Consider the following 13,259-nt stretch of genomic DNA (forward strand, 5'->3'; position numbering starts at 1 on the left):
CCCGCTATTATGGCGGGGGCGAGCTTTTTTCTGGGCGCAGGCAGCGCCGCTCAAGCATTGCTTTGCTGCGGAAAGATTGCTTTCAGTGGCGAATAAGCAGAGCTGCCGGTGCGCCGTCGTACGTACTTTCCCAGAAAATACGCTTGTCCCCATTTCCGTCACCCGACGGTTCTCGACGATAACGGACTGCCCCGCGCGATCCGTCACCATCAGGAGGAATCTTGATTAAGGCTTTCGCAGCTGCTTTCCGCACCCCGGATCTGCGCCGCAAGTTGCTTTTCACCATGATGATTATGGTGATTTACCGCTTGGGCAGCTTCATCCCGGCTCCGTTCGTGAGCCTGAGTAATATTCGGGAGTGCACCACGCAGCAGTCGGGCGCGCAGGATCTCATCGATATGCTCAACCTGTTCTCAGGTGGTGCGATGATGCAGCTCTCCGTTTTCGCCCTCGGAATTATGCCCTATATTACGGCCTCGATTATTGTGCAGCTGCTGCGCGTGGTCATCCCGCGTTTCCAGGAACTGCATAAGCAGGGCCAGTCGGGTACCGCGAAGCTGACGGAATACACCCGCTACCTCACCATCGGCCTGGGCCTGCTCCAGTCCTCGGTGGTGGTGGCCACCGCGAACTTCACGCTTTTCGCCGGGTGTAAAGAACCGGTGATCCCGAATGCCACCTGGTGGACCTACACCATGACCATCCTCGCCATGACGGCCGGCACCGGCCTCATCATGTGGATGGCCGAACTCATCACCGAACGCGGGGTGGGCAACGGTATGTCCATCCTTATCTTCACCGGTATCTGCGCCGGCTTCCCCTCGATGATGGGCCAGATCTACGCCGGGCACGGCATCGGCACCCTTCTCATCGTGATCGTGGTCTTCGCGCTCATCACCCTGGTTGTTACTTTCGTGGAGCAATCCCAGCGCCGCATTCCGGTTCAGTACGCCAAGCGCGTGATCGGCCGGCGCACCTACGGCGGGTCCACCACCTACCTGCCCATCAAGATCAATATGGCGAACGTTATCCCGGTGATCTTCGCCTCCTCGATCCTCATGCTCCCCACCATGATTTCCACCTTCGGGAATCAGAACTCTTCGTGGGTGGTCTGGATCCAGCGCAACTTCCAGCACAATGGCTGGGCCTATATCCTCACCTACGCGCTTCTCACCTTCGCTTTCACCTTCTTCTACACCTCCATCGCTTTCGATACGGACGAAGTGGCGGACAATATGAAGAAGTACGGCGGCTTCATTCCGAATGTGCGCGCCGGCAAACCCACCGCGGATTACCTCCACTTTGTGTCGAATCGCCTCACCTGGGTGGGTGCCACCTACCTCACCATCGTGGCCCTCATCCCGCTGCTGCTCTTCAGCGCGCTCGGCATCGTACAGTCCGGCTTCGGCGGTACCTCCATCATGATTCTGGTGGGTGTGGGCCTCCAGACCGTCAAGGACATCAACGCACAGCTCCAGCAGCGCCACTACGAAGGCTTCCTCGGCGGTATCCGCTAGCGCGGCCTCGCCCCTTCTTTCCGGCGGGGCGCGCGGGCGCTCCGCATCGATAACACAGAAAGGTGCCACTCATGTCAGTACGTTTTATTTTGGTTGGCCCCCCGGGCGCGGGCAAAGGCACCCAGGCGGCCGGTATTGCGCAGCGCTACGGTATCCCGGCGATTTCCACCGGTGACCTGTTCCGCGCGCACGCCAAGGCTCAGGATGAACTCGGGCGCCTGGCGGCCTCCTATTCGGAAAAGGGCGAGCTGGTTCCCGATTCCGTGACGAACCAGATGGTGGAGGAGCGCCTGGGCGAAGCCGATGCGGCCGCCGGTTTCCTCCTCGATGGTTACCCGCGCAATCTTGATCAGGTAAGCGCTCTGGATACCATGCTCGGTGAGAAGAACGTGGACGCCGTGGTGGAACTGCAGGCCGACGACGACGTGGTGGTCCAGCGCCTCCTCGGGCGCGCTCTTGAGCAGGGCCGCGCCGACGATACCGAGGATGTTATCCGCCACCGCATCGAGGTTTACCACGCCACCACCAAGCCGATTATCGACGCTTACGCCAGCCGCGGCCTCGTGGTCTCCGTCAATGGCCTGGGCACCGTGGAGGAAGTCGCCGCCGCGATTGATACCGCGCTGCGCGATTTCCTGGGCCGGTAGGCGTACCGATGATTAATCTTCGCAGCGAGGCGGATATCCTGGGCATGCGCCAGGCCGCGCTCGTGGTGCGCGCGATTCACGATGACTTGCGCGCCCACGTGAAAGCCGGAATGTCGACGGCGCAGCTCGACCAGCGCGCCAAGGCCGTCTTGGAGGCACACGGGGCCGTCTCGAATTTTTACGGGTATTACGATTACCCGGCCCAGACCTGCATCTCGGTGAATAACACCGTGGTGCACGGTATCCCCAGCGAAGAGGAAATCCTCAAGCCGGGGGACCTGGTTTCCTTTGACTGCGGGGCACTCCTCAACGGCTGGAATGGGGATTCCTGTTTCTCCATTGTTCTTCCGGGTGGGGATGAGAAGCAGATGGCCGCCCGCCAGCGGCTCTCCGATATTACGGAAGAATCCATGTGGGTGGGTATCGCCGCGATGGCCACCGGCAAATTCGTCTCCGATATCGGGGCAGCCATTGACGATTTCGTGGTATCCCAAGATCCCGAACCGGGCATCGTGGAAGAATTCACCGGGCACGGCATTGGGCGGGCCATGCACGAAGACCCCACGGTCTTCAATTACCGCACCCGCGGGCGCGGGCCCCGGCTCAAGGCCGGCATGGTGCTGTGCATCGAACCGATTCTTACCGCCGGCTCCCAGGAGAACATCACCCTGGCCGATGGCTGGACGGTCAAAACTGCGGATGGCCAGGATGCCTGCCATTGGGAAAGCCAAATCGCGAAGCACGCCGGCGGTATTTGGGTGCTCAATGAGCCCGATGGGGGAGCGGCCCGCCTTGCGAAGTACGGTGTGGTGCCGGTTCCCCTCGGGGACTAGCTGCGTCGTCGTACTAATAGCGCGGTGCAGGGCTACGAACCCACGCGCCGCAGCTGCGCCGTCGTACTAAAAGCGCGCCGCGCACAACCGTTCCCGGCGCAATTCCCGCGCTACACGTGACCCATAACATCGCTGCCGCCCCTTACGTAGGGGCGGCTTCGTGCAGTAGTATTGAACGTCGGTGCCGTGTGCCCATATGGCGCACGCTTGCGCACCGATTTTGATGTCCCGCACAATCCGGTGCGGGCAACACTGTTAGCGAGGAACATGGCGAAGAAAGACGGCGTCATCGAAGTTGAAGGTAGCGTGATCGAAGCGCTGCCCAACGCGATGTTCAAGGTCGAGCTGGAAAACGGGCACGAAGTTCTGGCCCATATTTCCGGCAAAATGCGTCAGCACTACATTCGTATCCTGCCCGAGGATCGGGTGGTTGTAGAGCTCACGCCCTATGACCTGAACCGCGGGCGGATTGTCTACCGCTACAAGTGATCAACAAGGAAAGTTATTCATGAAGGTCAAGCCGAGCGTTAAGCGCATTTGCGATAACTGCAAGGTCATTCGGCGCCACGGTCGCGTCATGGTGATCTGCAGCTCGAATCCGCGCCATAAGCAGCGTCAGGGCTAAAGCCCCGTTGCACCAGCACTGTTAGCCGCAAGGCAACCCCCGGTCCGGAGGCCGGGGCTCACGGATTAGAGACCCGTGGGAACAGCAGTGCCCGACACCTCCGGCATAACTAAGGGAGCTAAGAAATTGGCACGTCTCTCCGGCGTTGATCTCCCCCGCGAAAAGCGGATTGAGATCGCGCTCACTTACATTTTTGGCATTGGACGCACCCGCGCCCACGAGACCCTCGCCGCTACCGGGGTGAACCCGGATACCCGCGTGCGTGATCTCACTGAAGACGATCTGGTGAAACTCAAGAACCATATCGACGAGAACTACAAGGTTGAAGGCGACCTGCGCCGCGAAGTCCAGGCCGATATTCGCCGCAAGATCGAAATCGGTTCGTACCAGGGCCTGCGTCACCGTCGCGGCTTGCCCGTGCACGGGCAGCGCACCAAGACCAACGCGCGCACCCGCAAGGGCCCCAAGCGCACCGTGGCCGGTAAGAAGAAGGCCAAGTAGGCTTCGTCGTAGTTCAGGAGAAATAGATTATGGCTCGTCAGACTCGTTCTGCTAACGCCGGTGCGCGCCGTCCGCGTCGCAATCAGCGTCGTAATGTCACCGTGGGTCAGGCCCACATTAAGTCCACCTTCAATAACACCATCGTGTCCATCACCGATCCCACCGGTGCGGTGATCGCTTCCGCGTCCTCCGGGATGGTTGGCTTCAAGGGCTCGCGTAAGTCGACTCCCTACGCCGCGCAGCTCGCCGCGGAAAACGCCGCGCGTCAGGCCATGGAACAGGGCATGAAGAAGGTTGATGTGTTCGTCAAGGGTCCGGGTTCCGGGCGCGAAACCGCGATCCGTTCCCTGACCGCCTCCGGGCTGGAAGTCACCTCCATTTCCGATGTGACTCCGCAGGCCTTCAACGGGTGCCGCCCGCCCAAGCGCCGTCGCGTCTAGTAGCGGCGCGGTGCAGCGGCGTCGCCTTTGTAGGTACGACGCCGCCCGCAGCGGCACCGGCCGCTGCGGCACCCCTCCCAGGGCGCGGGCTTTGACAGGAAAAGCCGCGCCCGAACCTCGCGGACAGACGGAGTTTCGCGAGGCTACGCAAACCTCATATAGCGGTTGTTTGCGGAAAGGAAAGAATCGTGCTTATTGCACAACGTCCCGTTCTGAGTGAAGAGAAGATCTCCGAATTCCGGTCCCGGTTCGTCCTCGAACCGCTCGAACCCGGATTCGGGTACACGCTGGGTAATTCCCTGCGCCGTACCCTGCTGTCCTCCATTCCCGGTGCTGCGGTCACCTCGATCCGCATCGATGGGGTGCTCCATGAGTTCTCCACCATTCCCGGTGTGAAGGAAGATGTTGCGGAAATCATCCTCAACCTCAAGGAACTTGTTGTCTCCTCGGATAACGACGAACCGGTCCTCATGTACCTGCGGAAGACGGGCCCGGGCGAAGTGACCGCCGCGGATATCACCCCGCCGGCGGGCGTGGAGATCCTCAACCAGGATCTGCATATCGCCACCCTCAATGACAAGGGCAAGCTCGAAATCGACCTCACGGTTGAACGCGGGCGCGGCTACGTTTCCGCGGCTCTCAACAAGGGCGATAACGATGAGATCGGCCGCATTCCGATTGACTCGATCTACTCGCCGGTGCTCAAGGTTTCCTACAAGGTGGAAGCCACCCGTGTGGAACAGCGCACCGACTTTGATCGCCTCGTGGTGGATGTGGAAACCAAGGAATCGACGACCCCGCGGGACGCCCTCGCCTCTGCCGGCAAGACCCTCGTGGAGCTCTTCGGCCTGGCCGTGGATCTCAATGACGAAGCCGAAGGCATCGAAATTGGTCCGGCACCGGTCACCGAGCAGCGCTCCTCGGATCTGCAGCGCCCGATCACCATCCTCAACCTGCCCGCACGTTCCCAGAACTGCCTGCAGCGCGAAGGTATCCACACCATTGGGGAACTGGTGCAGCGCTCGGAAGCCGACCTGCTCGATATTCGCAACTTCGGGGCGAAGTCCATCGATGATGTCAAGGATGAACTGGCGAAGATGGACCTGAGCCTCAAGGATTCCGGATCGAGCTTCCTCGGTGGCGGATTCGATGATTTCGGGATGCAGTTCAGCGACGATTCTCAGGCCTGAGCAGCCACATAATTTACTAGGAGTAGACAATGCCTAAGCCCACCAAGGGTCCGCGCCTCGGCGGTAGCCCCGCCCACCAGCGCAAGATTCTTGCCAACCTGTGCAAGGAACTTATTCATCACACGTCGATTAAGACCACCGAAGCGAAGGCTCGCGCGGTGCGTCCCCATATCGAAAAGCTCATCACGAAGGCGAAGAAGGGTGATACCCACAATCGCCGCCTGGCCCTCAAGGTGCTGGGCGATCGTGAAACCGCCTACATCCTCTTCGAGGAACTCGCCCCGCTCTTCGCGGAACGCGAGGGTGGCTACACCCGCATCACCAAGGTGGGCAACCGCCGCGGTGATAACACCCCGATGGCCGTTATTTCGCTGGTGACCGAGAAGGTTTCCCCGAAGCAGGCCGTTGTCAAGGAAGCGGAAAAGGCCGCCGAGCGCGCCGCTGCCGCGGAAGAAGCCGAGTCGGCTGAATCCGCGGAATCCGCTGAGTCGGCCGAAAGCGCGGAGTCTGCGGAATCTGCTGAATCTGCGGAAAGCGCCGAATCTGCGGAATCGGCTCCCAGCGCGGACGAAGCTGCGGAGGCCGAGAAGGCCGAAGAAGCTAAGTAAGCCAGAGAAGCGCCTGCGGTTGGTTCGGTCACGTGAGTAAACCGAACCGCCGGGAAGCTTGAGAGAAGGGCTTCGGAAACGTGAGTTTCCGGAGCCCTTTTCGCTGCCCGCAGGACGCAGGGCTACTGTTGCCTGCGGGGAGCGGGGCTACTGTTCCGCACGAGCCCGCTCGGAAGCGGCCACCAGATCCCAAGCGCGCACCCCGCCACTCATCCCGGCGGCATTCGGAATAAAGACCACCGAACCGCTCAAGCGTTCGCGCACGCTCTCGGTGATGCGCGCCGCGTTGCCGCCCCCGAGGTAGAGGGTGTCCCAGCGGATCACCGGGTAGAGGGACTCAATAGCGCGGGCCACCTGGCGGCTCCACGCGGCATCGCCCAGGCGGATGCGCTCAATTTCGCCGATCACATCATCATAGGTGAGGCCCCAGCGCAGCGGGGCATGCGAAAACTCCAGGTGGGGAGCCAGAACCCCGTTATCAACAATGGCATTGCCCAGCCCGGTTCCGAAGGTGAGCACCACTTCCAGGCCCTGGCCGGTCACGGTTGCGGCGGCGGCTACTTCAGCGTCGTTGAGCACCAGGGTGGACCGGGAAAAACGCGTGGTGAGTGCGGCGCGAATATCCAGGCCGTTCCAGGCGGCCTCCATCTCCGGGTCGAGGCGGGTGTGCGGGCCGGCACGGCGAATGTAATGCGGGGTATAAACCACCACGCCGTGGCGGAGCATCCCCGGCATTCCTACCGTGAGGCGCTCAAAATCGCAGCCCTCGGCGCGCAGTGCGGCGGCATCCGCGGCAATGATATTTTCCAGGGCCGCGGGGGAGAAGGGGTAGCGGACCGGGGTGCGCCGGGCCGGCCCGATCTGGGTGCCGGCCGCGTCCAGCAGCGCCGTTTTGATACCGCCCCCGCCGCAATCCACCGCGAAAGTGCGCGGCCCGGAAACAGCGGCCGCGGTGGTGGCGTTCGCGGCGTCCTCCGGGCTGGGTGCACTCGCGTACAGTGGCGCGGTCCCGAGTGGGAGGGCCGGCTCTTCGCTTTCGAGTGCACGGCCCTCGGCTACACAGGCCTCGGCTACACAGGCCTCGGCTACGTGCCCCTCGAGCCCGCGGCCTTCTGGCGCGCGGCTCGCGGGTATGCGGGCGGAGGGCTCGGCGTGGGAAACTGGATCCATGAGTGACACGCTAGCGCAAAACCTTCGGCTTCGGCTTGATCTTTCCTACGACGGTACTGAATTTCACGGTTGGGCGGCGCAGCCCGGCCTGCGCACCGTGGAAGGCACTCTCACCGAAGCCCTCGCCACGGTGCTGCGCGTGCCGGTCGCCCTCACCGTTGCCGGGCGCACCGACGCCGGGGTGCATGCCCGCGGGCAGGTCGCTCATATGGATGTGCCGCGCACGGCTCTTGCTGCGGTGGCGGGGCGCTCTCAAGATGACCCCACCCGGGTGCTGGTGCGGCGCGTGCAGGGCCTGCTCGCGCGGGGTGCGGGCGGACCGCGAGGGAGTGCCGATATTGTGCTCCACAGCGCCCGCGAAGTTTCCCCCGATTTCGACGCCCGTTTTTCCGCGGTTTCGCGCGAATACACGTACCGCATTGCGGTGGGTCACTTTGATCCCTTACGACGACGCGACGTCCTCTGGCTGGCCGGCCCGCTCGACCTCAACGCGATGAGGGAGGCCGCGGCCTCCCTCCTGGGCGAACACGATTTCCTCTCCTATTGCAAACCGCGCCCGGGAGCGACGACGGTCCGCGAGCTCCTGGCTCTGGACGTGGCTGAAGAAGGCGAGCTAGTAACCATCCACGCGGTGGCCGATGCTTTTTGCCATTCCATGGTGCGGACCCTGGTCGGCTCGCTGCTCCGGGTGGGCGAGGGGCAGCGCGACGCCGCCTGGCCACTCCGGCGCCTGCGCGAAGCGAGCCGCGACGGCGAGGTGGTGGTGGCCCCGCCCCATCCCCTCACCCTGGAAAAAGTGAATTATCCCGAACCGAGCCAGTGGGCCGCGCGCGCCGCGGCATCCCGGGCCATCCGCACCCTGCTCGAGGATTAGCCGGGCGCTACCATTGCGCAAGCTCGGCGCGGCGAAACGTACCCCCGCTGCTCCCCGCGTGACGAGCATCGTCAATTCAGGCCGATTTAATGTGTCGTAGGCTCCGAGTAAAATCGAGGCGTGACTCAGGAACAAAGCGATGTCGGGCAAACAACGCCGGTGCTCTCGGTGCGGCACAGCGCTGATCAGCGCTGGCCAGTCCCCGCGCGCCCGCCCGCCTATACCCGCCTGCCCCGGCAGCGGCTGCGGCGCGGCTTCCCTTTGTATGCGGTATTGGCGGGCCTGTTCGTCGTCGTCGCCCTGATTTATAGTTTCTGGCTGGCCGTGCTGCTTTTGCTGCGCGGGCTTCCCGGGCAACCGCTGTGGTGGCTCCACCTGCTGGTATTTTGGGCGCTCGCGGCGTATTTCGCTTTCCCGCGCCTGCACCAGCTGTTTTCGCTGATGTATGTGCCGGATTATTTCTTCGGGCGCACCAAAACTGCGGACGGCATCCTCGGGGACCCGGTCAATATCGGCTGGGAGGGCAGCGAAGCGGATATTCACGCCGCCATGCGGGCCGCGGGCTGGATCGAAGCCGAACCCGTTACTTTCCGCACTTCTTGGCGCATTATCGTGGCCGCGGTGCTGCGCCGCTCCTATCCTTCGGCGCCGGTCTCCGATCTGTATTTGTTTTCTCGAAAACAGGAATTCGCCTACCAGCAGGAAGTGGATGGCAATGCGGCCCGGCGCCACCACGTACGCTTTTGGCGCTGCCCGCCGGATTGGACGCTCCCGGGCGGGGAACGCATCACCTGGCTCGCGGCCGGAACCTTTGATCGCAGCGTGGGGCTATCCATTTTCACCGGGCAATTCACCCACAAAATCGATCCGAATATTGATGCCGAGCGGGATTTCATTATCAATACGGTGCGTTACGCGGATCCCGATAGCCACGTGAGCGTGATCGAGCAGTATTTCAACGCCTATAGCTCGCGTAACGGCGGCGGGGATGAGATTCAAACCGACGGCGATCTTCCCATCCTCGATGTCACCGGCGCGGCCGCGCGTCTGGAAGAGGGCGTAGAGGAGAGCTTCCCCGATGCGGAGGGAACGTACGGTGAGGGAACGCGTGGTGAGCGTGGTTCCGGTAATGGTACGACGGCGCTGCCGGGCCGCGGGCGCTCTGGCCATCCGCGCGCGGGCCGGCGGGGTTCGGGATACCCGGGCCGGCGCCGGCACGCTGGCCCGGCGGGCAAGCCGGGGTGGCGCAATTCCAGTGCTATGGCAGAAAAGGCCACCGAGCTGGCGCGCACCGCGGCCGAACACCGCGTCCCGCCCGGGGCTCTGCTCTTTTCCGCCGTGGCGATCACGGTGCTGCTGGGGGCCGCGCTGGTCACCGATATGCTCCCGGCTTCCGCGGTAGATGTGGTGCTCTACCTGGTTATGCTGCTGCTCCTGTTCGGGGTGGCCAACCATTCCCGGGTGGCCTGGGTGCTCTTCCTCGCCTGCGAAGCGGGTATTGCGCTGCTCTACCTATTGCTTGCAACCACGGGGGAAACCGCGGCCATGTACCCGGCCGGGATCTCGGTGCTGGTGGTGCTGGCAATCACCGCACCGCATGTGCGCCTGTGGGTCACAGAAGGCCGGGCCGAACCCGTGGTGGATCTGCCCACCCCAATCCTGTAATACCCGATCCTGTCATGCCCGCTTCTTTAGCTCCCACCCGCGCTTCTTTAGCTCCCACCCGAACTGCCGCGGCGCGCGGGAAAGTGAGGCGGCGGGCCGGTGCGGCGTCGTCGTACTTTCCCGCGCGGAAGCGCCGGTGGAGTACCTCACAGCGCCGGCAAAGCTTTGACCGGCATAGGCGCTACGGGTATGATAGAGCGTTGTTGTCCATACCATCGGCGCGATGCTTATTCCCACTCGTCGCGCGCTGTGAAGGGCACATCTAACTTTTGACCGTTACGGTTTCGCCCGCCACCACGGCGGATGTTCGGAACCAATATCAGAAACGAAGGCTACGCACGTGCGCACGTACACTCCTAAGCCCGGCGACATTGAGAAGAAGTGGTACATCATTGACGCCACCGATGTTGTCCTCGGGCGTTTGGCAGCTCAGGTTGCCGCCCTGCTCCGTGGGAAGCACAAACCGAATTTTGCTCCTCACATGGATACCGGCGATTTCGTTATTATCACGAATGCGAGCAAGGTGACCCTCACGGGAAGCAAGGCAACGCAGAAGATGGCTTACCGGCATTCCGGTTACCCGGGGGGCCTTAAGGCCACCTCGTACGCCGAACTCCTTGCCTCGAATCCCGAGCAGGCCGTTATTAAGGCGGTGCGCGGCATGCTTCCGCACACATCTCTCGGCCGCCAGCAGCTGAAGAAGCTGAAGGTTTTCGCCGGCGCTGAGCATCCGCACGGAGCTCAGAAGCCCGAACCTTACGAGCTGAAGAAGATCGCCCAATAAGCGAGTCGCGTTCGGCCGCTTTTTTCGGAACAGGATTTACATCAATGTCAGAAACTCAAATTGACACCCAGGTGGAGGAGGAGTTCAGCGGCTCCTACACCACAGAGACCGAAACCCCCAAGGTCGGTCAGGGTGTATCCGCCGCTGTCCCGGGTCAGGCACTCGGCCGCCGCAAGGAAGCCGTTGCCCGCGTCCGGCTCGTCCCCGGCTCCGGGGAATGGAAGGTGAACGGCCGCGACCTGGCCGATTACTTCCCCAACAAAATCCATCAGCAGCTCGTGAAGTCCCCCTTCACCCTGCTTGATCTCGAAGGCCGTTTCGATGTTATCGCCCGTATCAACGGCGGTGGCATTTCCGGCCAGGCCGGTGCGCTGCGTCTTGGCATCGCCCGCGCCCTCAACGAAATTGACCGCGAAGCGAATCGCCCGGCCCTCAAGAAGGCCGGTTACCTCACCCGCGATGCTCGCGCGGTGGAACGCAAGAAGGCCGGCCTGAAGAAGGCCCGCAAGGCTTCGCAGTTCTCCAAGCGTTAAGCTTCGGGGCTATGCGCCATTTCGGCGCAGCGCTCAGTTTTTACAAGGGAGGTCCCATTCGGGGCCTCCCTTGTTGTATGTGCGCGGGGTGGGTGTGCTCGGTTTGCGGTTCTCGGTTTGCGGTTCGCCGTGCCCTGTGCCCCGCGCCCCGTTCGCCTTTCACCCTTTGGCCATCACGCGTCCACCCCGCGTTCCTTTTTCCGCCGGCCGGCCGCGCGCGTTACAGTAGAACACAGCGCACCCGCGGTGTCAGCCAGAGCGGCTAGCTTCAACAAGCTCCACAGCCGCCCCGGTTCCTGGCCCGCGGGCGAAGTAAGAACAGAGGGAAGCACATGTGGCGCGGCACCGGCCGCGCCCCGGCGAAAGGCTGAGTAATGCCACGACTTTTTGGAACAGACGGCGTCCGCGGACTCGCAAACCGCGCGCTCACGGCGGACCTCGCTGTGAAATTGGGTGAGGCCGCCGCCCGGGTCCTCACCCGCGAATTCGACGGGGAGGGCCGCCCGCGCGCGGTCATCGGCCAGGATTCGCGCGTCTCGGGCGGGATGCTGTCCCAGGCGGTAGCGGCCGGGCTCGCCGGCGCCGGAGTGGACGTGGAACACGTGGATGTTATCCCCACCCCCGGCATCGCCTTCCTCACCGCGGAAGGAGGCTATGACCTGGGCGTCATGATCTCCGCGTCCCACAACCCCATGCAGGACAACGGCATTAAATTCTTCGCCAAAGGCGGCTTCAAACTCGAAGACAGCCTCGAAGACGAAATCGAAGAACTCCTCGGCACGGACTGGGGCCGCCCCACCGGTGCCGGCATTGGCCGCATTAGCGATACCGCGGAATTCGGGGATCGCCTCTACCTCGACCACCTCACCACCGCGATCACCACCCGGCTGGACGGCCTGACCATCGTGACCGATTGCGCGAACGGCGCCACCTCCGCTATCGCCCCCGAGGCGCTGCGCCGCGCGGGAGCGAAGGTTATTGTTATTAACGCCGATCCTTCCGGATACAACATCAACGACGGCTGCGGCTCCACCCACCCGGAAGCCCTCCAGCGCGCGGTCGTCGATAACGGCGCCGATTTCGGAGTGGCTTTCGACGGCGACGCGGACCGCTGCCTCGCGGTCGATCACGAAGGCGAGCTCGTGGACGGCGATCAAATCATGGCGATCCTCGCCCTCGCCCTCAAAGACGCCGGCAAACTCGCGAAAGACACCCTCGTCGTCACAGTCATGTCCAACCTCGGCCTGCTCCTGGCCATGAAGGAGCACGGCGTGCGCACGATCCAAACCGGGGTGGGGGACCGCTACGTCCTCGAAGAAATGCGCCGCGGGGGCTACAGCCTGGGCGGCGAACAATCCGGCCACGTCATCTCCCTCGAAAAAGCCACCACCGGCGACGGCTCCCTCACCAGCCTGCTCCTCGCCCAACAGGTCGCGGCATCCGGGCGCAGCCTGCGTGAACTCGCGAGCGTGGTCACCCGCCTCCCGCAAATCCTCGTCAATGTGCCGAATGTGGATAAAGCCGCGGCCTCCACAAACGAGCAGGTCCAGCGCGCGGTCCGCGAGGCCGAGGAACGCCTAGGGGAGACCGGCCGGGTGCTGCTGCGCCCCTCGGGTACCGAGCCGCTGGTGCGCGTCATGGTCGAGGCCGCCACCCAGGAGGAGGCAGATGCCGTGGCCCATGAACTCGCGGACGTGGTCGCCACAAACCTCGCGTTATAACCTGACTTGGCTCATTTAGTGCGACTTTGGCAGTGACTCGATAAGCACGGCCACATCCGCCGGCAGCGGGGTGCGAGCATGAACGACCTGCCCGCCGACCTCAAGCGTGAACGAGCGGTACTTCTTCAACGTCCGCACCAACCGTTTCAAC

General features: G+C 63.1%; 15 protein-coding genes. 14 read left to right on the forward strand and 1 reads right to left on the reverse strand.

The genetic code is table 11. From position 1 onward, the window contains the following. Window positions 1-221 precede the first annotated feature (221 nt). From secY to rplQ, 9 genes are all read left to right on the forward strand, one after another. Window positions 222-1,517: a preprotein translocase subunit SecY gene (gene secY, locus ACRQDJ_RS02455; protein ID WP_016443083.1), complete on the forward strand. Its 1,296-nt coding sequence runs from the start codon at window positions 222-224 to the stop codon at window positions 1,515-1,517. Between the two features lie 71 nt (window positions 1,518-1,588). Next, window positions 1,589-2,164: an adenylate kinase gene (locus ACRQDJ_RS02460; RefSeq protein ID WP_435717761.1), complete on the forward strand. Its 576-nt coding sequence runs from the start codon at window positions 1,589-1,591 to the stop codon at window positions 2,162-2,164. Between the two features lie 8 nt (window positions 2,165-2,172). Then, entirely contained in the window at window positions 2,173-2,997 is an 825-nt protein-coding gene (gene map / locus ACRQDJ_RS02465) for a type I methionyl aminopeptidase (protein WP_435717762.1), read from the forward strand. A 267-nt stretch (window positions 2,998-3,264) separates the two neighbouring features. Further along, window positions 3,265-3,486, forward strand: a complete 222-nt coding sequence (gene infA / locus ACRQDJ_RS02470; protein WP_016443080.1) for a translation initiation factor IF-1 — start codon at window positions 3,265-3,267, stop codon at window positions 3,484-3,486. Window positions 3,487-3,505: 19 nt separating this feature from the next. Further along, on the forward strand, window positions 3,506-3,622 hold the full coding sequence (gene rpmJ / locus ACRQDJ_RS02475) for a 50S ribosomal protein L36 (protein ID WP_016443079.1): 117 nt from the start codon (window positions 3,506-3,508) through the stop codon (window positions 3,620-3,622). A gap of 126 nt (window positions 3,623-3,748) precedes the next feature. Next, window positions 3,749-4,123 (forward strand): 30S ribosomal protein S13, encoded by a 375-nt coding sequence (gene rpsM, locus ACRQDJ_RS02480; RefSeq protein WP_026428270.1) that lies wholly within the window; start codon window positions 3,749-3,751, stop codon window positions 4,121-4,123. A gap of 29 nt (window positions 4,124-4,152) precedes the next feature. After that, on the forward strand, window positions 4,153-4,563 hold the full coding sequence (gene rpsK, locus ACRQDJ_RS02485) for a 30S ribosomal protein S11 (RefSeq protein WP_016443077.1): 411 nt from the start codon (window positions 4,153-4,155) through the stop codon (window positions 4,561-4,563). Window positions 4,564-4,751: 188 nt separating this feature from the next. Next, window positions 4,752-5,753 carry a DNA-directed RNA polymerase subunit alpha gene (locus ACRQDJ_RS02490; protein ID WP_026428269.1) on the forward strand — a complete coding sequence of 334 codons (1,002 nt, stop codon included), beginning with the start codon at window positions 4,752-4,754 and terminating at the stop codon, window positions 5,751-5,753. Window positions 5,754-5,782: 29 nt separating this feature from the next. Next, the gene (gene rplQ / locus ACRQDJ_RS02495) at window positions 5,783-6,361 is read left to right on the forward strand and encodes a 50S ribosomal protein L17 (RefSeq protein WP_284904069.1); all 579 of its coding nucleotides are present in this window, start codon (window positions 5,783-5,785) and stop codon (window positions 6,359-6,361) included. A 147-nt stretch (window positions 6,362-6,508) separates the two neighbouring features. Here rplQ and ACRQDJ_RS02500 read toward each other — a convergent pair whose 3' ends face one another. Next, a complete protein-coding gene (locus ACRQDJ_RS02500) occupies window positions 6,509-7,279 on the reverse strand; it encodes an ROK family protein (RefSeq protein ID WP_284904133.1) in 771 nt (256 codons plus the stop codon). A gap of 250 nt (window positions 7,280-7,529) precedes the next feature. Here ACRQDJ_RS02500 and truA point away from each other — a divergent pair, with 250 nt between their 5' ends. From truA to glmM, 5 genes are all read left to right on the forward strand, one after another. Beyond that, window positions 7,530-8,405: a tRNA pseudouridine(38-40) synthase TruA gene (gene truA / locus ACRQDJ_RS02505; protein ID WP_284904068.1), complete on the forward strand. Its 876-nt coding sequence runs from the start codon at window positions 7,530-7,532 to the stop codon at window positions 8,403-8,405. A 120-nt stretch (window positions 8,406-8,525) separates the two neighbouring features. Then, window positions 8,526-10,070 carry an LssY C-terminal domain-containing protein gene (locus tag ACRQDJ_RS02510; RefSeq protein WP_284904067.1) on the forward strand — a complete coding sequence of 515 codons (1,545 nt, stop codon included), beginning with the start codon at window positions 8,526-8,528 and terminating at the stop codon, window positions 10,068-10,070. Between the two features lie 340 nt (window positions 10,071-10,410). Next, on the forward strand, window positions 10,411-10,854 hold the full coding sequence (rplM, locus tag ACRQDJ_RS02515) for a 50S ribosomal protein L13 (protein ID WP_087070545.1): 444 nt from the start codon (window positions 10,411-10,413) through the stop codon (window positions 10,852-10,854). Between the two features lie 44 nt (window positions 10,855-10,898). Further along, window positions 10,899-11,387, forward strand: a complete 489-nt coding sequence (gene rpsI / locus ACRQDJ_RS02520; protein ID WP_016443070.1) for a 30S ribosomal protein S9 — start codon at window positions 10,899-10,901, stop codon at window positions 11,385-11,387. Between the two features lie 374 nt (window positions 11,388-11,761). Further along, on the forward strand, window positions 11,762-13,108 hold the full coding sequence (gene glmM, locus ACRQDJ_RS02525; RefSeq protein WP_284904066.1) for a phosphoglucosamine mutase: 1,347 nt from the start codon (window positions 11,762-11,764) through the stop codon (window positions 13,106-13,108). Window positions 13,109-13,259: the final 151 nt, after the last annotated feature.

Source organism: Actinotignum urematis (assembly GCF_051264595.1).
In the GTDB taxonomy this organism is placed as follows: domain Bacteria; phylum Actinomycetota; class Actinomycetes; order Actinomycetales; family Actinomycetaceae; genus Actinotignum; species Actinotignum timonense_A.